This is a genomic window from Zunongwangia sp., from assembly GCF_048269745.1.
In the GTDB taxonomy this organism is placed as follows: Bacteria; Bacteroidota; Bacteroidia; order Flavobacteriales; family Flavobacteriaceae; genus Zunongwangia.
The window spans coordinates 34,255-58,482 of record NZ_JBLXIB010000013.1; the positions used below are offsets into that span (position 1 = coordinate 34,255).

General features: G+C 35.8%; 16 protein-coding genes. 11 read left to right on the top strand and 5 right to left on the bottom strand.

The window, feature by feature from the left end; translation table 11 throughout:
- Positions 1-71: 71 nt before the first annotated feature.
- Positions 72-914, bottom strand: a complete 843-nt coding sequence (locus tag ACN0WI_RS13910; RefSeq protein WP_417887595.1) for a helix-turn-helix domain-containing protein — start codon at positions 912-914, stop codon at positions 72-74.
- Between the two features lie 136 nt (positions 915-1,050).
- Here ACN0WI_RS13910 and ACN0WI_RS13915 point away from each other — a divergent pair, with 136 nt between their 5' ends.
- The 9 genes from ACN0WI_RS13915 to ACN0WI_RS13955 all read left to right on the top strand — a co-directional run bounded on the left by ACN0WI_RS13915 (position 1,051) and on the right by ACN0WI_RS13955 (position 18,200).
- Positions 1,051-1,968 (top strand): dihydrodipicolinate synthase family protein, encoded by a 918-nt coding sequence (locus ACN0WI_RS13915; RefSeq protein ID WP_417887596.1) that lies wholly within the window; start codon positions 1,051-1,053, stop codon positions 1,966-1,968.
- A gap of 19 nt (positions 1,969-1,987) precedes the next feature.
- The gene (locus tag ACN0WI_RS13920) at positions 1,988-3,556 is read left to right on the top strand and encodes an aldehyde dehydrogenase (NADP(+)) (protein WP_417887597.1); all 1,569 of its coding nucleotides are present in this window, start codon (positions 1,988-1,990) and stop codon (positions 3,554-3,556) included.
- 6 nt (positions 3,557-3,562) lie between these two features.
- Positions 3,563-4,564, top strand: a complete 1,002-nt coding sequence (locus tag ACN0WI_RS13925) for a 4-hydroxyproline epimerase (protein WP_417887599.1) — start codon at positions 3,563-3,565, stop codon at positions 4,562-4,564.
- Between the two features lie 10 nt (positions 4,565-4,574).
- Positions 4,575-5,816 (top strand): NAD(P)/FAD-dependent oxidoreductase, encoded by a 1,242-nt coding sequence (locus tag ACN0WI_RS13930; protein ID WP_417887600.1) that lies wholly within the window; start codon positions 4,575-4,577, stop codon positions 5,814-5,816.
- Positions 5,817-5,995: 179 nt separating this feature from the next.
- On the top strand, positions 5,996-8,236 hold the full coding sequence (locus ACN0WI_RS13935) for a DPP IV N-terminal domain-containing protein (RefSeq protein ID WP_417887601.1): 2,241 nt from the start codon (positions 5,996-5,998) through the stop codon (positions 8,234-8,236).
- 51 nt (positions 8,237-8,287) lie between these two features.
- Positions 8,288-11,344 (top strand): beta-L-arabinofuranosidase domain-containing protein, encoded by a 3,057-nt coding sequence (locus ACN0WI_RS13940; RefSeq protein WP_417887603.1) that lies wholly within the window; start codon positions 8,288-8,290, stop codon positions 11,342-11,344.
- 45 nt (positions 11,345-11,389) lie between these two features.
- Positions 11,390-13,084: a DUF885 family protein gene (locus tag ACN0WI_RS13945; protein ID WP_417887604.1), complete on the top strand. Its 1,695-nt coding sequence runs from the start codon at positions 11,390-11,392 to the stop codon at positions 13,082-13,084.
- Positions 13,085-13,104: 20 nt separating this feature from the next.
- Positions 13,105-15,423 carry an alpha-L-arabinofuranosidase C-terminal domain-containing protein gene (locus ACN0WI_RS13950; RefSeq protein WP_417887606.1) on the top strand — a complete coding sequence of 773 codons (2,319 nt, stop codon included), beginning with the start codon at positions 13,105-13,107 and terminating at the stop codon, positions 15,421-15,423.
- A gap of 86 nt (positions 15,424-15,509) precedes the next feature.
- Entirely contained in the window at positions 15,510-18,200 is a 2,691-nt protein-coding gene (locus ACN0WI_RS13955; protein WP_417887608.1) for a DUF5695 domain-containing protein, read from the top strand.
- A 95-nt stretch (positions 18,201-18,295) separates the two neighbouring features.
- Here the strand turns inward: ACN0WI_RS13955 and ACN0WI_RS13960 are convergent, their stop codons facing one another.
- Positions 18,296-19,132: an AraC family transcriptional regulator gene (locus ACN0WI_RS13960; protein WP_417887610.1), complete on the bottom strand. Its 837-nt coding sequence runs from the start codon at positions 19,130-19,132 to the stop codon at positions 18,296-18,298.
- 107 nt (positions 19,133-19,239) lie between these two features.
- On the opposite strand from ACN0WI_RS13960, the gene ACN0WI_RS13965 reads away from it, so the two are divergent.
- Positions 19,240-20,187, top strand: a complete 948-nt coding sequence (locus tag ACN0WI_RS13965; protein WP_417887691.1) for an NADP-dependent oxidoreductase — start codon at positions 19,240-19,242, stop codon at positions 20,185-20,187.
- A 452-nt stretch (positions 20,188-20,639) separates the two neighbouring features.
- Here ACN0WI_RS13965 and ACN0WI_RS13970 read toward each other — a convergent pair whose 3' ends face one another.
- Entirely contained in the window at positions 20,640-20,939 is a 300-nt protein-coding gene (locus ACN0WI_RS13970) for a hypothetical protein (protein WP_417887612.1), read from the bottom strand.
- Between the two features lie 95 nt (positions 20,940-21,034).
- Positions 21,035-22,099, bottom strand: a complete 1,065-nt coding sequence (gene aroB, locus ACN0WI_RS13975; protein WP_417887614.1) for a 3-dehydroquinate synthase — start codon at positions 22,097-22,099, stop codon at positions 21,035-21,037.
- Between the two features lie 99 nt (positions 22,100-22,198).
- Here aroB and ACN0WI_RS13980 point away from each other — a divergent pair, with 99 nt between their 5' ends.
- Positions 22,199-23,410, top strand: coding sequence for a proline dehydrogenase family protein (locus tag ACN0WI_RS13980; protein WP_417887616.1), 1,212 nt, complete (start codon positions 22,199-22,201; stop codon positions 23,408-23,410).
- A gap of 67 nt (positions 23,411-23,477) precedes the next feature.
- Here the strand turns inward: ACN0WI_RS13980 and ACN0WI_RS13985 are convergent, their stop codons facing one another.
- Positions 23,478-24,203 carry a YebC/PmpR family DNA-binding transcriptional regulator gene (locus ACN0WI_RS13985; protein ID WP_417887617.1) on the bottom strand — a complete coding sequence of 242 codons (726 nt, stop codon included), beginning with the start codon at positions 24,201-24,203 and terminating at the stop codon, positions 23,478-23,480.
- Positions 24,204-24,228: the final 25 nt, after the last annotated feature.

Here is a 24,228-nt window from a genome sequence, read left to right on the forward strand (position 1 = left end):
AAAGATGCCGTCATCCTCAATTTTCATCTTTTCCTCAAACGATAATTTTCAAAAATTAGATTCTACATTAATTAATCGGTTTGCTGTCGATATTGTGTGGGAGTAATTCCTTTTAATTCTTTAAATTTTCGGTTAAAATTAGCGATATTCTGAAATCCGCAGAGTTCAGAGATCGCTGAAATTGATAAGTCATGATCTTTATAGAGTAATTTGCAGGCATGTTCTATCCTTATTTCGATTAAAAACTGAAAAAAAGTTTTGTTGGTTCGTTTTTTAAAATATCGACAAAAGGCATTTTTACTCATAAAAGCAATATCCGCGATATTGTCTAAAGAAATATTCTCTTGAAAGTGATCCATGGCATATTGAAAAACATCATTCATCCGTTTTCCTTCGTCTTCAGTATATTTTTTCTGATAAACAAAAGAGGATAACGGCTGTCTTTCAGCATGTGTAAGTTCATTTAACAGCAATAATAAAGTGGCAACTCTCTCAATTTTACTTTGTCGTTTCAAATTATTAAAAAGGTGAAATTTCTTTTCATCAGCTTTAATTTTTATTCCGTATTCAGATTCCTCAAAAAATTTCTGAATTCCACTAAGGTCCGTAAGGTTAAAAAATTCCTTTCCGAACGATTTTTTTGTAAAAAACAGAGTGTACATTATAGAATTTGGATGAGCTTCGGCATCACTTCTAAAAACATGAGGAATGTTTTCTCCAATAATAAGAATATCATGGGGCTGATATTCATTAATGCTATCCCCTAAAATTAGAGATCCGCTACCTTCTATGATATAACTAATTTGAATCTCTTCGTGTTGATGAAGTTTATCATAAAATACAATTTCATGATCTTCCTGGTAAACCAACGCTTCTTTCTCTGGCTTAGGGATTTTAAAGGGGAGAACTTTCATTAGGTTTGATTTTTTGTAAATATTATTAAAAAAAACTGGATTAGTCAATTTATATGATAATATAGTATCATATTTAGTTAATCAATACAAATTGAAAGCAATTAAATGCATATATTTTTGTTAAAAAATTAAACAGATGGCAATAAAATGGGAAGGGGTAATGCCCGCAGTAACCACTAAATTCACTAAGGATGATGAACTGGATTTAGTAACCTTTGAAAAGAATATTAACGCACAACTGGAAGCAGGTGTAAACGGAATCATCTTAGGAGGAACTTTGGGTGAAGCTAGTACCCTTACACCGGCAGAAAAGGAAACGCTTGTAAAGAAAACTTTAGAAATTACAGCAGGACAAGTGCCGGTAATTATTAATATTGCTGAACAGTCTACTAAAGAAGCTATCCAAGTAGCTAAAAATGCTGAAGCTTGGGGAGCACAAGGATTAATGTTGTTACCACCAATGCGTTACAAAGCTACAGGTCGTGAAACTGTAGTGTACTTTAAAGAGATTGCTAAAAGTACTTCTTTACCGATTATGATCTATAACAATCCTGTAGATTATAAAATTGAAGTGACGATCCCAATGTTTGAAGAACTTCTAGCAGATTGTCCAACAATTGAGGCGGTAAAAGAGTCTACTCGTGATATTAGTAATGTTACTCGTTTAAAAAACAAATTTGGTGATCGTATTAAAATTTTATGTGGTGTAGATACACTTGCATTAGAAAGTATGGTTGCTGGTGCAGATGGTTGGGTAGCCGGTCTTGTAGCTGCTTATCCTGCAGAAACCGTAGCAATTTATAAACTTGTAAAATCTGGTGATATAGCAGAAGCGCTTAGGATCTACAGATGGTTTATGCCATTACTGGAACTGGATATTTCTCCGCAATTAGTACAAAACATAAAATTAGCGGAAGTGGCCACTGGTTTGGGAACCGAATATGTAAGAGCGCCAAGATTAGTTTTAGAGGGAGAAGAAAAGAAAAGAGTACAAGGAATCATTGATGCTGCTATGGCTGAGAGACCTGAATTAGTAGAATACAAATCTTTATAAATCAAGAAAAAAAGAAAGCATGATTACAGGAAAAAATTATATAGGTGAGGAGCTTTCCAATAAAGGTGAAATTACCTTTAAAACTTTTGATCCAAAAGAAAACAAAGAAACTGATGCTGTTTTTTACGAAGCTACTGCTCAAGAGGTTGATGCTGCTGTAGAAAAAGCGGCAGCCGCTTTTAAAGTGTACAAACAAAAATCTGATGCTGAAAAAGCTGGATTTTTAGAAGCAATTGCTGAAGAACTTGAAGCAAATGCTGAAGCTTTAAAACAAATTTACAGAGTAGAATCCGGTTTGCCAGAAGGGCGTTCTAATGGTGAATTTTCGCGTACCACCAGTCAGTTACGAGCTTTTGCTGCGATGCTTAAAGAAGGTAGCTGGGTAGAAGCCATTATTAGTAATCCTGAAGGAAAATCTGATATTAGAAGAATGCAGGTGCCTTTTGGACCCGTTTCGGTTTTTGGGGCTAGTAACTTCCCATTTGCATTTTCTACGGCTGGTGGAGATACTGCAAGCGCATTAGCAACAGGTTCTCCGGTTGTAGTCAAATCTCATCCTTTACATGCTGGTACAGGAGAATTGGTTTCTGAAGCAATTATAAAAGCAGCTAAGAAAACAGGAATGCCAGATGGTGTTTTCTCTAACCTAAACAGTAAAGGAATTGAAGTAGGCGAGTGGCTAGTAAAACATCCAAAAATAAAAGCGGTTGGATTTACCGGAAGTTATAAAGCAGGAACTTCACTTACTAAATTAGCTGCAGATCGCCCAGAGCCTATTCCGGTTTACGCAGAAATGGGAAGTATAAATCCTGTTTTGGCTTTACCTTCAGCACTAGAAGAAAAAGGTGATTTTTGGGCCGAGCAATATGCTGGTTCGATCACTGCTGGATGCGGACAATTTTGTACAAATCCAGGGTTAATTTTGGGAATCGAGAGTGCTGCTTTAGATAGTTTTGTTGAAAAATTAGGTAAGAATTTATTGAATCTTGTTCCTACTGTAATGTTAAGTCCTGGTATTCAAAATCAATATGAAGCTTCTAAATCTGAAGTTTTAGCACAAGAGGGTTATACTGAAATTAGCAAGTATGAAGGTGAAGTTTCACCAAACTTTGGTAGACAGCAGGTAATCACAGTTTCTGGTGCCAACTTCCTTCAGAATAAAAACTTCCATAAAGAAGTATTCGGTCCATTTTCAGTAGTGGTAAAATGTAAAGATAAAACCGAGTTAGGTGAAGTGCTTCAGCAATTAGAAGGACAATTAACCGGTACTGTATTAAACTCCGAAGAAAAAGAATTAAGTGAATTTGCAACGATTATCGACACCTTAACTGATACTGTAGGTAGAATTATTTACAACAGTGTACCAACAGGTGTAGAGGTTTGTGCAGCAATGACCCATGGAGGTCCATTCCCGGCAACTTCTAATGCTAAATTTACTTCAGTAGGATTAACAGCGGTACAACGATGGGTACGCCCGGTTTCTTTTCAGGACTGGCCACAGGCATTGCTCCCGCAGGCTCTAAAAGATGAAAATCCTTTAGGCATTTTACGTAATATCAATAATAAATACACAACAGATAGCTTATAGATTTTAATGGCAAGAAAAACTTTTTTTTGTGTTGATGCCCATACTTGTGGGAATCCGGTAAGAGTGGTTGCTGGTGGCGGCCCATTTATCGAAGGAAAGAACATGAGTGAAAAGCGTCAGAATTTTATGCGGGAATACGATTGGATTCGTCGTGGTTTAATGTTTGAACCACGCGGTCATGATATGATGAGCGGAAGCATTTTGTTTCCGCCTTCAGATCCCCAAAATGATTGCGGAATCCTTTTTATAGAAACCAGCGGATGCCTGCCCATGTGCGGGCATGGAACGATTGGTACCGTAACGGTTGCTATCGAAGAAGGTTTGGTTTCTCCTAAAAATCCGGGAGCGCTTAGGCTGGAAACTCCTGCAGGGCTCGTAAAAGTGAGTTATATTCAGGAAGGAAAGAAAGTAAAGTCGGTTAAAATCGTAAATATCAAATCGTATTTAGCAAAAGAAGATATCAGTGTACATAGCGATGTTCTTGGTGATTTAAAAGTTGATGTTGCTTACGGTGGTAATTTTTATGCTATTGTAGAAGTTCAGGAAAACTTTAAAGGTTTAGAACATTACCAGGCTAGTGAATTAATTACTTGGAGCAGGGAATTAAGAAGTAAATTAAACCAAGCTCACGAATTTATTCATCCGGAAGATCCAACAATTTTTGGCTTAAGTCATATCCAATGGACAGGTGCTGTGATGGATGAAACCTCTACAGCCCGTAATGCTGTTTTTTATGGTGATAAGGCTATAGATCGGTCTCCTTGTGGTACAGGAACTTCAGCACGAATGGCGCACTGGTATGCCAAAGGAAAGCTTAAAAAAGGTGATCGTTTTGTACACGAAAGTATTATCGGTAGTAAATTTATTGGTAGAATAGAAGAGGAAACAGTATTAGGTGATAAGAAAGCCATTATTCCTAGTATAGAAGGTTGGGCAATGGTTACCGGTTATAATAATATCGTCATCGATGATGACGATCCTTACGCTCACGGATTTCAGGTACTTTAAAATATAGATTATGAAGAAAGTTGCAATTATTGGCGGAGGAATTACTGGTTTATGCTCGGCTTATTATTTGGTAAAAGCTGGCCACGATGTTACCATAGTAGATAAAGGTAATATTACAGATGGTGCTTCTTTTATTAACGCAGGTTATGTGACTCCTAGTCATTTTGTACCCATTGCAGAACCGGGAATGATAAATCAGGGAATTAAATGGATGTTCAATAATTCTAGTCCGTTTTATATTAAACCACGTTGGGATGTAGATTTTTTTAAGTGGTCCTGGTATTTCAAAAAATCTTCAACCAAACAAAAAGTAGTCAAAGCAATTCCCGTACTTAAGGAATTAAATGAGAAAAGTAAAGAACTTTACGAGGAAATGTTAGAATCTTTAGATTTTGATTTTCATATAGAGCGTAAAGGTCTTCTTATGGTTTATAAAAGTGCTAAAAATGAAGCACATGAAGCTAAACTTGCCGAAAAAGGAAAAGAATTAGGCTTGGATGTTAGTGTTTTAGATAAAAAAGCGTTGCATGATTTAGAGCCCCAGTTTAGTGAGGATGTAATTGGTGGTGTACATTATGAATGTGATGCCCATAGTACACCAAACCTTTTTATGAAAAACCTGAAACAATGGTTAGAAAATAATGGTGTTCGATTTGTTTTAGAGGAAGCGGTTACCGGTTTAGAAGTAGATGGCAAGACCATAAAAGCGATCAATACCGTTAAAAACAGCATCGAGGCAGACGAATTTATTATGGCAGCGGGAAGTTGGACTTTTCCTTTAGCTAAAAAATTGGGTCTTAATATTCCTATTCAACCTGGTAAAGGTTATAGTATGAGCATTACCAGGGAAACCAATATTAATTTACCGGCTATACTTACTGAAGCAAAAGTAGCAGTTACCCCAATGAAAGGCTTTACAAGATTTGCCGGGACCATGGAATTATCGGGCGATAATAATACTATTTTACCCAGTAGGGTCGAAGCCATAGCCAATGCAGCTTCAAATTATTATTCAGGTTTTACCTTAACACCTGAAGAAAAACAATCAGCTACTAGTGGATTGCGACCGGTATCCCCTGACGGATTGCCATTTATCGGAAGATCTTCAAAATTCAAAAATCTTAACGTCGCTGCTGGTCATGCGATGATGGGATGGAGTCTTGGACCGATTACCGGAAAATTGATTTCAGAAATTGTAGAAGGCAATCACCCTTCAGTTTTATTAGAACCATTTGATTTGGAGCGATTTTAGGGCTAAATCTCTATAAATTTAGTGTTAAGTTAAATCTTAAAATATTACGTATTACATATAATAAAGACATATAAGCTTTAAAAAAATAAAACTCTAGTTAATATAGTATAACTATAAGCTAATATATTTTAGCAGATTCAGCAGAAGATAAAGTAAATTTATTCTGAAAAATTTGCTATATGAAACAAAAATTTTTAGTTCTTTTTAATCTCCTGTGTTTTAGCAGTCTATTCGCTCAGGGGACAGTAGAAGATTATAAAAGAGCAGAATCCCTGGATACTCTTTTCAGAAATAAAGTTTTTAATACGCCAAATAGCTTTAACTGGTTAAATGATAAGGAGTTTTGGTATAAAAATAACACAAAAACTGGTAGCGAATATGTTTTTGTACATGTTGAAACACAGGAGAAAAAAACAGCTTTTGATCATCAAAAATTAGCTTTAGCACTTTCAGAAAAATTAGATAAGGAAATCGAATATTCCAAAATCGATATTTCTAATTTAAAATTTGATGAAAATAAATCGAATTTAGAATTTCAGTTAGATACCATAAAATATAATCTAGACCTTTCTGGCTATGAACTTAGCGAGATTGGAAACGTTCCGCGTAGAGACTTGAAGAGAGGATACTGGGGGAGAAGAGGAAATGAAAGGGAAGGCGATCCTGTGCCATCTCCAGATAAAAAATATACCGCGTTTATAAAGAATTCTAATCTTTATATAAAAGACAATAAAACCAATAATGAAACACAATTAAGTTTCGACGGTACCAAAGGATTCTTTTATTCCGCCAATATTATCTGGTCACCAGATAGCGAAAAAATTATAGCTTATAAAGTTAGACCAGGCGAAAAGCATGATATCTATTTTGTAGAATCTAGCCCAAAAGATCAGCTGCAACCAAAATTACACACCAGGGACTATACGAAACCCGGGGACGAATTAGATTTTAAAAGTCCGCAACTTTTCCATGTTTCTTCCAAAAAACATATTCCAATAGCGACAGCTCTTTTTAATACTCAATTTTCATTATACAATTACCAGTGGAAAGATGATAGTTCTTCGTTTACTTTCGAGTTTAATCAGCGTGGACATCAGGCATACCGGGTTATAAAAGTAGATGGTGAAACTGGAAAAGCCACAGCAATAATTGATGAAACAAGCCCAACTTTTATAGATTATAGCGGTAAAAAATACCGTCATGACGTGAAAGGGAAAGACGAGATTATCTGGGCATCAGAGCGTGATGGATATAATCATCTTTATCTTTATGATAGCAATACCGGGAAAGTTAAAAACCAGATTACTTCTGGAAACTGGCCTGTAAGAAACGTATTAGAAGTTGATGATAAGAATAGAACAATTTACTTTACTGCAAGTGGGTTGGATAAAGATCAGGATCCGTATTTAATGCATTATTGCCGTATAGATTTTGACGGAAAGAATTTTACTCGTTTTACTTCTGAAAACGGAAATCATAAAGTCACCTTTTCTCCAGATAAAGCATATTATGTAGATCAATATTCTCGTGTAGATATGCCGGCGGTTACAGTATTAAAGAAAGCAGGCAAGAAAAAGCCAATCTTAACTTTAGAAGAAGCAGATATTACTGAATTAGAAAAAACAGGGTGGAAACAACCTGAAGTATTTACCGCAAAGGGTAGAGATGACGAAACAGATATTTGGGGGATCATTGTACGCCCTACCAACTTTGATCCTTCAAAATCCTATCCTATTATTGAATATATTTATGCCGGGCCGCATGATTCGTTTGTTCCAAAGGATTTCAGTAGTTATTACTGGGCACTGAGTTCTTTGGCAGAACTTGGATTTATCGTGGTGCAAATCGACGGAATGGGAACGTCTAACCGATCTAAAGCTTTTCATGATGTATGCTGGCAAAATTTAAAAGATGCTGGTTTCCCCGATCGTAAATTATGGATTACGGCAGCGGCTGAAAAATATCCTTATATGAACACCGATAAAGTAGGTATTCGTGGTACTTCTGCCGGTGGGCAGAGTGCCGGTGCTGCTTTGGTTTTTAATTCAGATTTTTATGATGTAGCTGTAGCTTCCTGTGGTTGCCATGATAACCGAATGGATAAAATCTGGTGGAACGAGCAATGGATGGGCTATCCAATTGGTCCCCATTATGTGGCAAATTCCAATATTGAAAATGCCGCCCAATTAAAAGGAAATTTAATGTTGATCGTAGGGGAATTAGATGATAATGTAGACCCGGCATCGACCATGCAATTTGCAGATGCACTTATAAAAGCAAAAAAGGATTTTGATTTAGTAGTTTTACCGGGAGAAAACCATACTTCAGGAGGTGAATTTGGGGAACGTAAACGAAGAGATTTTTTTGTAAAACATTTGTTGAACGTTGATCCACCTTCCTGGGATCAGGTTTACAACTAGTTACGTAATCATAGAAATACGCTTAATTTTTTATACCGAAAGATTTATAATATGAAATTGTACAAAATTATCACCTGTTTTATTTGTGTTATGATTGCAGGACTAGTGCAAGTCCGCGCTCAGGGCGATCAGATTCTTGACGGAATTGGAGAGACAGGATTAATTGCGCGCTATATTTTTGATAAAGATGCCAAAGACTGGTCACGTAATAACCTGCATGCAGAAATTAAAGGTGATGCCAAATTTGTAAAAGACGAGCTATTTAAAAATGTACTTGTGCTTTCGGGGCAAGCTTATATCATTTTGCCTTCTTCAGCACTTAACAATTTAGAATCCATTAGTATGGCAGGCTGGGTAAAGTTAAATGCTACAACTTCAGATCAATTTTTTTTTGACTTCGGAAAAAATCAAACTGCGCATGCTTATGTTGCTCCCTTCGGAACAGGAAAAAATGAAAATTTCACAACTAAAGTTTCTGAAAACAGAAATAAAAATTACACGTTATCATCTTCAAAAGTAGCACTGGCAAAAGATCGTTGGTCACATTTGGTATTGGTGATCGATGTGCCTTCAAAAACTATAAAAACATTTGTGAACGGCGTTCAGGTTAGTCAGGAAGGAGAAATTGAACTTGAATTATCCGATATTTTTAATATCGAATCTGGAGAAGAGAATCAGTTATATATTGGAAAGGCTATTTCACAAAATAAAGCTTCTTTGGATGCCAGCATCCATGATTTTAGGATGTATAGAATTGGATTGACGAATAATCAGGTAAAAGGAATTTTTGAAAATGCCTTAAAAAAGCGCGATGGTGTAGTAAATGAGCGTAAAGACCCTCAGGATAACCTGCCTGAATTCTCAAGAACAAATCCACAACTTTACAATGAATTTTTATCTTCCGTAGAAGATATCGAAGTGGAAACTCAAGTGGGCGTTTTACCAAGATTGCCAAGAATGCTTAAAGCTACCTATAAAAATGGGCTAAAAGGCCCACAAGTAAAAATAACCTGGCCGGCTCCCGATGATAACAGCGAAGTTTTAAAAACAGGAACCTATGTCGTAAAAGGAAGTGTGGCCGGAACCGATTTAACACCTAAAGCGACGGTGAATGTTGTAGCTAAAACAATCGCTGAGAAGCCGGCCAGAGCATTAGAAGCTTTTGATTTAGATCAGGTAAGTTTAGAGTCAAATTCAAATGGACAAAACACGAAATTCATTGAAAATCGTGATAAATTTATAAATACGCTGGCAGAAACCAATCCAGATTCGTTTTTGTATATGTTTAGAAATGCATTTGGACAGGAGCAACCGGCGGGAGCAAAACCTCTTGGTGTTTGGGATACCCAGGAAACGAAACTACGTGGCCATGCGACGGGTCATTATTTAACAGCGATCGCTCAGGCATATGCCAGTACAGGTTACGATAAAGCTTTACAGCAAAATTTTGCCGATAAAATGGAGTATATGGTAAATACCTTATACCAATTATCGCAAATGTCTGGAAAACCAACTGAAGAAGGAGGCGATTTTAATGCCAATCCAACAGCGGTTCCTATGGGGCCTGGAAAAGAAATTTACAGCTCCGATCTTAGTGAAGAAGGTATTCGTACCGATTATTGGAATTGGGGAGAAGGCTTTATAAGTGCTTATCCACCAGATCAATTTATTATGCTTGAAAATGGAGCGGTGTATGGTACTGAAGAAACCAAAATTTGGGCACCCTATTATACGCTACATAAGATCCTTGCCGGGTTAATGGATATCTACGAAGTAAGTGGAAATGAAAAAGCCTTAGCTGTGGCTGAAGGTATGGGGGATTGGGTTTATGCGCGACTAAGTGAATTACCGACCGATACCCTTATAAGTATGTGGAATCGCTATATCGCGGGTGAATTTGGCGGAATGAATGAAGCAATGGCTCGTTTATATCGAATCACCGGAAAAGATACTTATTTAGAAACCGCCCGACTTTTTGATAACATCAAAGTTTTTTTTGGTGATGCTAATCATTCGCATGGCTTAGCCAAAAATGTAGATACGTTTAGAGGTTTACATGCCAATCAGCATATTCCGCAGATTGTAGGTGCTCTAGAAATGTATCGTGATTCCGATAAATCTGAATATTTTAATGTGGCCGACAACTTTTGGGTAAAGGCTACCAATGATTATATGTACAGTATTGGTGGGGTTGCAGGAGCCAGAAATCCTGCAAATGCCGAATGTTTTATTGCGCAACCGAGCACTTTATACGAAAATGGCTTATCTGCCGGTGGCCAAAATGAAACCTGTGCGACCTATAATATGCTAAAACTTACCCGTAATTTATTTCTTTACGAGCAGCGTCCGGAACTTATGGATTATTACGAGCGTGGATTGTATAATCATATTTTAGCTTCCGTAGCTGAAGATTCCCCGGCAAATACCTATCATGTTCCGTTGCGGCCGGGTTCCAAAAAAAGTTTTGGAAACCCTAATATGACCGGTTTTACCTGTTGTAATGGAACAGCTTTGGAAAGTAGTACAAAACTGCAGAATTCGATCTACTTCAAAGGAGCTGATAATAAAGCACTATATGTGAATCTTTATGTGCCGTCTACTTTGCATTGGCATGAAAAGAATATAAAACTTACTCAGGAAACTAATTTTCCAAATGAAGATCACACCAAACTCACGATTAATGGTAAAGGTAAATTCGACCTTAAACTACGTGTGCCGGGTTGGGCTACAAATGGATTTACCGTAAAGATCAATGGTAAGAATCAAAAAGTGAAAGCTACTCCCGGAACCTATTTAAGCCTTAGTAGAAAATGGAAAGATGGTGACACGGTAGAATTACAAATGCCGTTCGGCTTTTATTTAGATCCCATCATGGATCAGCAGAATATCGCAAGTTTATTTTATGGTCCTGTTCTATTAGCGGCTCAGGAAGATGAGCCAAGAACAGATTGGCGGAAAGTAAATTTCGATGCTGAAAATATTGGAGCTTCCATAAAAGGAAATCCGGAAGAACTGACTTTTGAAATTGACGGCTTGATTTACAAACCATTTTATGATACGTACGGAAGACATTCTGTATATCTCGATGTGGATTTAGATTCAGATTAAGTGTCTCTAAAACAAAATTTTAAAATACAAAACCTAAACCATCAGATGAAGAAATTATTAAGCTGCCTTTTCGTATTTATTAGTCTTTCTGCAAGCATGTATGCTAATGAAATGATTGATGTGATTAACACATTTAAAGCCGATAAATTTGCGTTAAGGCGTACTTATACTATGCGCGAATCCAAAGAATATTACGAACGTTACAACCGGTTTTATGCAAATTGGGAGACCAAATTAAATGATATAGATTTTAATGAACTGTCAAAAGATGGAAAAGCTGATTATGTACTTTTAAAAAATCTTATCAAAAAAGAGGAGTATCTCTTAAATCAGGATTACGATGCATTTAAGGAAGTAGCTTCCGTTGTTGATTTTGCAGATGATCTATATACTTTTATTCAGCAACGGAGAAGAGGAACGCAACCCGATGCAAAAGCATTGGCAATGGCTTTTAATGATGCTGAAAAAAGGATTTCAGAAAAAATAAAAGCACTTGAAAGTAATCAACTTGAAGATTGGCTTAAAGCTGAAAAGGCTGCAGCCATAATCTCTTCTTTACAAAGAGGTTTAAACGAAGCTTATAGCTTTTATTATGATTATGATCCAGATTTTACCTGGTGGATGAAAACTCCGTATGTATCTTTAGATCAAAAATTAAAGGAATATGCTGAATTTCTTAGGGAAAACTATTCAGAAGAAAGTCAAAAGGACGATGGTAGTGGAATTATAGGTCAACCGGTAGGTAGAAAAACCCTGATTAAAAATCTGGAATATGAGTTTATTCCTTATACACCGGAAGAACTGATAAAAACGGCTGAAAAGCAATTTGACTGGTGTAAAGCTGAAATGATTAAAGCTGCCAATGAAATGGGCTATGGTAACGACTGGAAAGCGGCTTTAGAGCATGTAAAGAATACTTATGTGGCTCCTGGTAAACAGCCAGAAGCTATTAATAATTTATATGATCATTCGGTAGATTTTATCGAAGAACGTGATCTTATCACTATTCCGGAACTAGCCAAAGAGACCTGGGGAATGATCATGATGACTCCGGAACGCCAAAAAGTGAATCCATTTTTTACCGGAGGTTGGGAGATTAGTATTTCGTATCCCACTGAAGGCATGGAGCATGAGGATAAATTAATGAGTATGCGTGGTAATAATCCCAATTTCTCATTTCCTACGGTACAACACGAATTACACCCAGGGCACAATCTTCAGTTTTATATGAATCAACGTAATAAGCCATATCGGAGCGTTTTTGATACTCCTTTTTGGATGGAAGGTTGGGCTTTATATTGGGAGATTAATTTGTGGAACAAAGATTTTCCCAGAACACCAGAAGAAAAAATGGGAATGCTTTTTTGGAGAATTCACCGTTGCGCACGAATCATTTTTTCCTTAAAATATCAGTTGGGAGAATGGACACCTCAACAATGTATCAACATGTTAGTAGACGAAGTAGGGCATGAGTATGCAAATGCCGAAGCTGAAGTTCGCCGATCTTTTGCAACATCGTACACTCCGCCATTATATCAATTAGCGTATATGATTGGTGGACTTCAGTTTTATGCCCTTAGAAATGAACTTTTAGAACAAGGATGGACAGAAAAGCAATTTCATGATCGTGTCATGAAAGAAAACATAATGCCGGTAGCCGTACTTCGATTACTGTTGGAAGATAAAGAGATTCCAAAGAATTATAAAGCGAACTGGAAGTTCTCAACCGATTTTAAATAATTCCCCCTCAAAATTAAAAAATGAGAATATTAAACGTATTACGTTTTTTGCTCCTTACCGGTATAATTTGGTCTTGCGGCAAAGAAGATAATAAAGTCTTATTATCTCCGGAAAAGGAAACAGCTATAAAAGAAAGCGGTTGGCAATACGAGCCATGGAGTGTACCGGTACATTATACTGATGCACCTTCAGAGCAATTCAACTCTCAAGTGCTGATACTTTCTTCAGATACCTTGACTGCGGAACGCTGGTTTAAAAAGATAGATGTAAAACCTTTTGCAACTTATAAAGTAACCGGTTATGTAAAAACAGAAGGGGTAGTAGGAGGCAGCGAGCAAAGTGGCGCCGGATTAGGTTTAGGGAAATTTGAATTTACTGGAGACACGATTTTTAAGGGGGATACCGACTGGACAAAAGTTGAAATGGAATTTTCTACAGCAATGGACGATAGTTTTATGCTGGAGCTTTTACTGGGAAAGAGAGGACAGGCAAAAGGAAAAGTTTATTTTGATCATTTTCAGTTAGAAGAAATCTCGGTTAAAGAGTTAAAACCAGAAATTACGGTAAACCTGGCCAAAAAATTAGAACCCATTTCGCCTTATATCTATGGTCAGTTTATCGAACATATGGGAAAATCTATTTATGGCGGAATGTGGGCAGAGATGCTGAACGATCGTAAATTTTATTATGTTCCTGGTATGGCAAAATCACCATGGGAAACGGCTGTTGATACCAATTTGGTTAAAATTGATAGTTCCTATTCTTATGCTCAGGGAAAATTACCAGTGTATCAGGTAAAAAATAATTTAAGTTTAAAACAAAAAAAATTAGCCATTGTTTCTGGTAAAAATTATCAAGGCCGATTGGTTTTTAAAGGAAGTGGTATTAAAAAAGTTTCTATTTCTTTAAATGGAAAAGAAGAGCATTTTGAGGTTTCAGACCATAATTTTCAGAAGCTACCATTTGAGATTTCTTCAGAAGAAACTAGCGATAATGTCGTTTTAGAAATTACTTTTAAAGGGAAAGGAAGGCTAACATTAGCAGCGGTTTCTTTAATGCCCTCAGATAATATTAAAGGCTTTCGCCCTGAAGTGATTGAATTAATGAAGCAATTAGACGCGCCAATTTACAGATGGCCAGGTGGAAATTTTGTTTCGGGTTACGACTGGAAAGATGGGATTGGCGATCCTGATAAACGCCCAACCAAATTTGAAAGAGCCTGGAATGGTTTAGAATACAATGATGTTGGGGTACACGAATTTATGGCACTTTGTAAAATTTTAGACACCAAGGCCAATATTGCGGTTAACACTGGTCTTGGTACTGCTGAACTTGCTGCGAATGAGGTTGAATATTTTAACGGAACTGTTTCTACAAAAATGGGCCAATGGAGAGCTAAGAATGGCCATCCAGAACCTTACCATGTAAAACTTTGGGCAGTAGGAAATGAGATGTTTGGTGACTGGCAACTAGGGCACATGCCTATCGAAGATTATGTAAAAAAGCATAACAAAGTGGCTAAAGCCATGTGGGAAGCAGATCCCGATATCGACCTGATCGCCGTGGGTTATCCCGGGAAATGGAATGATATGATGTATGAAAACAGTGCAGCGTATATGACTTTTATAAGTGAGCATTTTTATAAGCAAAACTGGCATGCCGGTGGTTTACTAACCCATGTAAACCAGATGCCGGAAGTGATCTCGGCTGTGGCTGAAGAGCATCGTAGAGCACGCAAGGAAATTCCCGGGATAGCAGATAAGAATATAAAAATCGCTATGGATGAGTGGAATTACTGGTACGGACCACATGTGTATGGTTTATTAGGTACGCGTTATTTTTTAAGAGATGCATTGGGTATCGCTGCCGGATTGAATGAATTCTCTCGTCAGTCGGATATTTATTATATGGCCAATTATGCACAAACCGTTAATGTAATCGGAGCGATAAAAACGACTAAAACCGATGCATGGTTAGAGGGAACAGGACTAGTTTTAAAATTATACCGTAAAGAGTTTGGTGCGCAGCCGGTTGAATTTACTGGATCGCCAGAACCATTAGATGTTTCAGTAACTTTAACTAAAGATGGTGAATATTTGACGATTTCAATAGTCAATGCGACGCATGGACAACAGGTTTTAAAATTAGATGGTCTTTCAGGAAGTATAGCAACTTCTGGAAAAGCATTTATCATTTCAGGGGAACATGATATGGTTTTTAATGATGAAGACAATAAGGAGCGCATCAGCATTACTGAATCGGGCATAGAAATTTCAGAAAATAGTATTGCGGTTCCTAAGGAAAGTGCCGGGATCTATAAGTTTAAAATACATCAATAATTCGGCAATTTAAATAAGCATAAACAACTATAGGTTGGGATTGGACATTTTCGTCGCAATTCCTGATAATTGAGCAAACAATGAACATGAGAACGAAATTACAAATATTCCTACTATTGTTTTTAATAACGGTAACGGTAAATGCGCAAGAGAAATCAACGTATTGGGATAACCTTAAAGATCGGGAATCTACTCTGAGGATAGAGGATGGTTTTACAGAAGTAAAAACCGATGAGTTTACTTTAAAACTGGTAAATGCTTCACAAACCGTAGCCGGATTATACCCAAATTCAGATCCTGATTTTGATTTTACTACGGGTGAACGTATCGAAATTCGTGATAAAGATGGCATTTATTACATAGGTGATTTGAATTTCAGAATAAAAGGAGACAACGGCCAATGGGAATCATTTTCAACAGCTAAAAACCGAAAAAAGGTAGAAGCCTTAACGGTTTCCGGCGATGTCTTAGCTGCTGCAGATTTGAGTAATACTTTAGGTAAAAACAATCCGCTTAGTATTAAAAGATATTATGAGAAAAAAGACGGGGCTTTAGTGTTGAGATTTGAAATTACAAATCCTACAAAAAAATCTGTAGAGATTGGAGCCTTAGGAACACCAATGGCTTTCAATAATATTTTAGAAGGAAAACATCTTGATGAAACTCATGCTGACAATGTATTTTTTGATCCTTACATTGGTAAAGATGCCGGTTATGTAGAAGTAAAGCATCTTACCGGAGAAGGACAGGTTTTACTGGTGTTACCAGAGCAAAATATGCCTTTCGAGGCTTACCGACCTTTAAATGATGATCCTACTAGAAGAAGTATTGTTTTTGAAGGAGTACATGAATGGATGGCTTTAAGTAAAGCATATGCTGAAAAGGAGTGGAAAGGTAAAAAACAGTGGAACAAACCCACATCTTTGATTCTTAGAGGTGGGGAAACCAAAAATTTTGCGTTGAAATTTGTATTAGCACCGGGCATCAAGCAGATTCAGGATAAATTAATTGAAGAAAAACGGCCGGTGGCGGTTGGCGTACCGGGGTATGTATTGCCAATGGATGTAGACGGAAAGTTATTTCTGAATTATCCGGAAGAAGTTGGAGCTATTTTAGTAGAACCTAAAGGCGCGCTTAAAATTACTGAAATTGGTAAAAAAGGTGCTGGATTTAACGAATATCAGGTAGAAGGAAAAATTTGGGGTAGAAGTCGTGTAACGGTAACCTATAAAGATGGTCTGGAGCAAACCATTAATTATAAGGTAATTAAACCTGAGACTGAAGTTGTAGATGATTTTGGGCATTTTTTAATGACGGAACAGTGGTTTGATCAACCCGATGAATTCTTTGGAAGAACAAATTCGGTGATCTCTTATGATTATGAAGACAAAAAGCAGATCACACAGGACAGTCGCGCCTGGGTAGCTGGATTAAGTGATGAAGGTGGGGCAGGAAGCTGGTTAGGAGCAATGATGAAACAGCTTATTCAGCCAGAAAAGGAAGAGATTGAAAAGCTTCAGTTATTTATCGATGAAACACTTTGGGGTGGGATTCAGTATGATGAAGGAGATCGAAAATACGGTGTTAAAAAAAGTGTTTTCTTTTATGAGCCAGATTCTTTACCAAAAGGTACCTATAGCGACTCGATAAACTATAATACCTGGGCTGCGTGGAATAAAAAAGGAGCAGACGATCCTGGAAGATCGTATAATTATCCTCATGTTGCAGCAGCCTATTGGGTAATGTACCGTTTAGCCAGATATCACGAAGGTTTAGTTGATAATCACGACTGGAAATGGTATTTGGGGCAGGCCTACCATACATCGGTAACCATGACAGAATTAGCTCCTTGGTATGCTGAATTTGGACAAATGGAAGGAACTGTTTTCTTAAACATTTTAAAAGATCTGAAAGCTGAAGGTTTAACCGACATGGCGACTAAACTAGAAGCTTCGATGAAGAAAAGAGCCGATCACTGGAAATCTTTAAACTATCCGTTTGGTAGTGAAATGCCGTGGGATTCTACCGGCCAGGAAGAAGTTTTTATGTGGAGTGATTATTTTGGATATCAGCAAAAAGCCAATGTTACTTTAAACGCAATTTTGGCTTACATGCCAACCATGCCACACTGGGCGTATAATGGTAACGCGCGTAGATATTGGGATTTCTTATACGGAGGAAAATTATCCAGAGTAGAGCGCCAAATTCATCATTATGGATCGGGTTTAAATGCGATTCCGGTTTTGAAAGCGTATCGCGATCATCCAGATTTTTATTTATTGAAAGTTGGTTATGGCGGAACTTTAGGAGCGATTTCTAATATCACCCAGGATGGATTTGGTTCTGCAGCTTTCCATTCCTATCCATCAACGATGAGAATCGATTATTTATCGGGGGACTATGGTTCTAACTTCTTTGGATATGCGGTAAATTCGGCTACTTATGTTACCAATAACGAAGATCTAGGATGGCTTTCTTTTGGAGGAAATATCGAGGAGAACGATGATGAAATAAAAGTAGTGCTGACAACGGCAGCTAAAAGCAAGATCTATTTTGAACCAAAAGAATTATGGTTAACACTGGATGCGGGTACTTTTAAAGAATTGATTTACGATAAATCTTCCGGAGAAATTGAATTGGTTTTAAATAAAAAAACCAGCGATAGTCCAGAAGCTTACTTAAGATCGAATAAAGGAATCGGTTTGAAATTCGATAAAATGAACGGTGCTTATAAGATTAAGTTATATAAGAAGCCAAAGACCATCCTTTTAAAGTAGTTCTATAGTTATGCAGTAATAGTTTTGAGTGTTAATTTTAAATAAGGAGAGGTCAAAAGGCCTCTCTTTTTTGTAGAAGAAAAATCTATAAATATTCAGTAATTTGAGGCTTTTTCTTTTTTCCGATAGTCTGAAATACTAATTCCTTTACAGTTTTTAAAAAATTTATTGAGATGGCTTCCATCGGTAAAACTAAATTCTTCCGGAATCTCTTTTACACGCATATTGCTGAATTTTAATCTGTTCTCTATAAGATGTATTTTGTATTTCGAGATGTAATCCTGCAAACCAATTCCCGCATTTGCTTTAAAATACCTACTTAAATAATTTGTGGAAATATTGAAATGTCCTGCCATAGCTCTGGCACTTAAATTTTCGGGGGTATAAATATGTTCTTGGATATAATGTATAATCTGAATATGACGTTGATCTTTTTCGGCACTTTGGCCTACATAATGTAATAGGTTTCTAGTAATGATGATTAGTAAAGAATTGATAAGGTGTGAAGTAAGTTCATGACTAAAAATATCCTGTTTTTTGATGCCATCTAAAATAGAATAAACGATATGCTTAACCAGCTTTTTATCTTCAGAAAGATGAAGAATATTTTCATTAACTATTCCTGCATTATTTAAAGCGCATTTTAAATGATCGATATATTTCCATTTATAATCTTTCAAATAAATATAATTGAAACGAATAAGCAAAAATTCAGTAGTATTTTCAACATGAAACGTGTGCATATCTTCCGGCGTAAGTAAAAATAGGTTTTCCTTTTCGTAAGCTTTGGTTTTCGTATTTAAAGTATAGTTCCCATTTCCTGAAATCACGTAAACAATCTGAAAAAAATTAAAACGCCTATTTTCTATAGGACATTCATCTACTTTTTCATAAATAATATCCACCGGCTTGTGCAATTGTTCTATCCCCATGCTACAAATGTACAGGATTAGGTAAAAATTATACCGAATTTTGTCCGATTTCAGTTATAAATTTGTTTTCTAATCCTAATGGAAAGTATAGAAAACATAGAATTATGATGAATGCAGTCGTATTAAAGAATTTTGGAAGTGTAGATCAATTAAAACTAAAACAAATAAAGCGTCCTGAAATTAATGAGAATGAAGTTTTGATTAAAGTAAAAGTTTTTAGTATTAATCCGGTAGATATTAAAACTCGTCAGGGTGAAGCTATGGCTAGTAGGTTAAAACATTACGATCCTTTAATTTTAGGTTGGGATGTAGCAGGCGTGATATCGAAATTAGGAAAAAATGTAAATACTTTTAAAGTAGGTGATCCTGTTTTTGGAATGCTGAATTTTATAGGACATGGACAGGCTTACGCCGAGTATGTTGCTGCTCCGGTAGACCAAATTGCTAAAATTCCACCTCAAATTTCTTTTGCTCAGGCTGCTGCAAGTACTCTTGCTGCATTAACCGCATGGCAAGCGTTTACTTATTATGGTAAATTAAAAAAGGATGATAAAGTATTAATTCATGGAGCTTCGGGTGGTGTTGGCCATTTTGCAGTACAAATTGCGAAATATCTATGTGCATATGTTATTGGTACTTCTTCGGTGAAAAATAGGGATTTTGTACTTTCTTTAGGAGCAGATCAGCATGTAGATTATAATACTCAGAAGTTTGAAGATAGCTATTCAAATTTAGACTTTGTACTAGAATCTATTGGGAATGAGAATTTCCAAAAATCGGTAAAAACTCTGAAAAAGGGAGGTACTATTATTAATTTACCTTCCGGACATACCAAAGCAGATGAGCATGCTGCTGAAGCTAAAAATCTAAAAGCAAATTATTTTATGTCGGTTTTTTCAGATGGAAAGCATATGCAAAAAATAGCCGATTTATTGGAAGCTGAACTACTTATACCTAATATTGGGGCTGTTTTTAAATTCAACCAAATTCAAGAAGCTCATTTGCACTTGGAACATGGTGGAGTGCGAGGTAAGATTATTGTAGAAATAGATTAAAAAATTGCGAATCCTCAAGCTGAGGATGTTTTTCTTCCCCATGATTTCCAGGTTTAGAGTTGAAAAAATATTTAAAAAAATAGAAGAAAATAAGTTAGCTGAGGTTTTAAAATTTTTTAAAGAAGCATCTCAGCGTATTGCAGAAATGGATGTTAATCATTGGCAATGCTGGAATAATCTGTGGCAAGAAAAAATAGACTAGGTAAAAGATGGTCTTAAAAATGGTGAATATAATTTCATCAAAAATTTTAAAGCAACAATACTGGGAATGTTGCGTATTTTGGAGCAAGATTTTTTATACTAAGGGAATCAGCCAGAAGATGCATATTACATATTTATTTATGAGGAGAACTTAAAATACTTTTTTAAGTATAAACTTCACAAAAAAACCGCTCATTCTAAGAGCGGTTTTTAATTTTATAGCTTTTATTTATCCAATAGTTTAGATAAATTTAATCGTCGTCTTCAGTTCTATCTTCAGATTTCTCCGGGATTTCTATTATTGGTTCTGTAAAATCTTCATCATCGTAATCATCCTCATCAAAATTAGCCATCTTATTCTCTAATCGAGTACTAACTTTTACTAAATAAATAGTTTCGTCGGTTTTCACTTCTACAGCTTCAATAGTTTCTCCTTTGGCATTTTTAAAAGAAATGATATGGTCATCATCATAACCATCAGGATATTTCTCTACTAAAAGGCCTAAAATTTCAGGTGTTAATTTTTTGAAATCTACAATTACTCTTTTCATTTTTTGGTTGATTTTCTACGATTGCAATTATAAATAAAATTATAAAATCATTACAGATAAACTTTTAATTAAATTGTTATTTAAAATTATACTAATCAAGCGGTTTTATAAAATTCAAATGCATTAAATATCAATTCATTAGGAACTTGACAATCAATTTCTGGAGCACCAATATCTTTCAATAATACAAAATTGATAATTCCGGCTTCATTTTTCTTATCAAATTTCATTAGATCTATAATTTTTTCAATGTCTTTTTGAGAGAAATCAACTTTTCCATAAAGTTCAATAATTCTTTTGGTTATTCCTTCTAGCTTATCCTTAGGGAAGTTTTTTAACTCTTTAGAGATATAGGTAGCTAGTATAATACCAATAGCTACAGCTTCACCATGTAATAAAGTTTGCTTCTCTTGGTGGGTTAAACAATAGGATTCTATAGCGTGGCCAAGCGTATGCCCATAATTTAATGTTTTTCGTAATCCGTTTTCAAAAGGATCTTCTGCCACCACTTTAGCCTTAATATCTATCGAAACACGAATAATATCATCTAAATCATTTAAAGTTAAATCACTTAACTTACCTACTTTATTCCAGTAATCCTCATTAGCAATTAAACCATGTTTCAGAATTTCGGCTAAACCACTACGCATTTCTTCTGTAGGTAATGTAGCTAGATAATCGGAATCTACTAATACCATTTCTGAATTAGCAATTACTCCAATCTGATTTTTAAGATTACCTAAATCTACCCCTGTTTTTCCGCCTACAGAAGCATCTACCATTGAAAGTAGAGTAGTAGGTACATTTATATACTTTATACCACGTTTAAAAGTAGACGCTACAAAACCACCTAAATCGGTTACTACACCACCCCCAAGATTGATTAGTAAGCTTTTTCGATCACCTTCAAGATCTGATAGCGCTTCCCAAACGCCCATACAGGTATCTAAATTTTTATGAGGCTCTCCAGCTTCAATTTCAATAATTTCAATGGCAGTGTTTGTGTTAATCTTTGGTAAAAAAGCAGGTAAACAATGCTCGTGAGTGTTAGAATCTACTAAAATAAAAATCTTGGAATGCTTATTGTCCAATAAATATTCGTTGATTTTGGAATATGCTTTTTCTTTATAGAAAACGGTTCCTTTTGCCGTATTTGCCATGATTTTGGATGTTTTAAACAGATTCGAAAATAAGGAGAAATAATTAAAACAAAATAACGATTCAATAATTATATTTGTGTAATTACTTAACTAGACTAAATGATTAGAAAAAAAATATTTAATGATACAAAAACAGCTTTTAAATTAAAATCGGATTCAGATTTAGATCGTGCGATTTTCCTATTTACTATGATGGGAAAGCCAACTTTAGTTAAAACTGGAATTGCTGCTACAAAAATGTCTTTGAAAATGAACTTGCCAGTAGAAGGAATCATTAAAAAAACCATTTTTGAACAATTTGCTGGTGGCGAGACTATGGAAGATTGCAAGAAGACGATCCATAAGATGTATAAAGCTAATTTGTATAGTATTTTAGACTACTCAGTAGAAGGGAAAGCAACCGATGAAGAATTTGATGCTGCGTTAGAAAAAAAGTTGAAGTTAATAAAATTTGCTTCTGAAAATGAAGAGTCTCCATTTGCTGTTTTTAAACCAACAGGTGTAGGTAGATTTGAGATTTGGGAAAAAAAAACTGCTAAGTTAAGTCTCGATGAAACAGAGAAAGAAGAGTGGGATCGCGTTAAAAATAGAGTTGAAAAACTTTGTAAAACTGCTTACGAATTAAAAGTTCGTTTGTATGCTGATGGAGAAGAAACTTGGATGCAAACAGCTGCAGACGATCTTGTAGAAGATATGATGCGAAAATACAATAAGGAAGAAGCTATTATTTTCAACACCTTGCAATGTTACCGATGGGATCGTATAGAATATCTTAAAAATTTGCATGAACGTGCAAGAAAAGAAGGATTTAAAATAGGAGCCAAAATTGTTCGAGGCGCTTATATGGAAAAAGAAAATAAGCGTGCTAAAAAGTTAGGTTATACTACACCAATTTGCGAGAGTAAAGAAGCTACAGATGTGAATTTTAATAGTGTAATGTCTTATTGCCTTGCAAATTTAGAAGATATTTCCGTTTTTATAGGGACACATAATGAGGTTAGTAATTATTTGGCTTTGCAAATTATGGAAGATAAAAACTTAACTAATGATGATTCTAGAATTTGGTTCAGCCAGTTATTTGGGATGAGTGATAATTTGAGTTATAATCTTGCCAAAAAAGGTTATAATGCAGCTAAGTTGATGCCTTTTGGTCCGGTTAAAGATGTGGTGCCTTATTTAATGCGAAGGGCTCAAGAAAACTCATCTGTAAAAGGACAAACAGGGAGAGAATTATCGTTGTTACTAGAAGAACGTAAACGTAGAAAAGGAAAAGAAGCTCGGCATGATCGCCAAGAAAAAGAGAATTTTTAAAAGTCATAAATTGAAATAAAAAAAGCGGAACGTTTAGTTCCGCTTTTTTATTCGTTATTAGTATTTATTATCCTTCTGAAGATGATTCTTCCATGGTGTGGTACACATTCTGAACATCGTCATCTTCTTCTAATTTTTCTAATAATTTTTCTACATCTTCAGCTTCTTCCGTAGATAATTTTTTAGTGACTTGTGGTATTCTTTCGAAACCTGAAGATAAAATTTCTATTTCTCTACTCTCTAACTCTTTTTGGATACTTCCATAATTTTCAAAAGGAGCATAGATGTGAATACCATCTTCATCTTCAAAAACTTCTTCTGCACCAAAATCGATAAATTCCAGTTCTAATTCTTCAGGATCTAAACCTTCAGCGTTAATTCTGAAATTACAGGTGTGATCGAACATAAATTCAACGGAACCTGAAGTTCCTAAATTTCCATCACATTTATTAAAATGGGAACGTACGTTTGCTACCGTACGGTTGTTATTATCGGTAGCTGTTTCTACCAAAATAGCAATTCCGTGAGGTGCATATCCTTCGAATAATACTATTTTATAATCTCCCTGACTTTTATCTGAAGCCCTTTTAATAGCACGCTCAATATTATCTTTAGGCATGTTAACACTTTTTGCGTTTTGTATAACTGCCCTCAATTTAGCGTTAGAGTCTGGATCTGGTCCACCTTCTTTAACTGCCATTACAATATCTTTACCTATACGAGTAAACGCCTTAGCCATTGCAGACCAGCGTTTCATCTTACGTGCTTTTCTAAATTCAAATGCTCTTCCCATAATAATAAAAATGAAATCCGAGCAA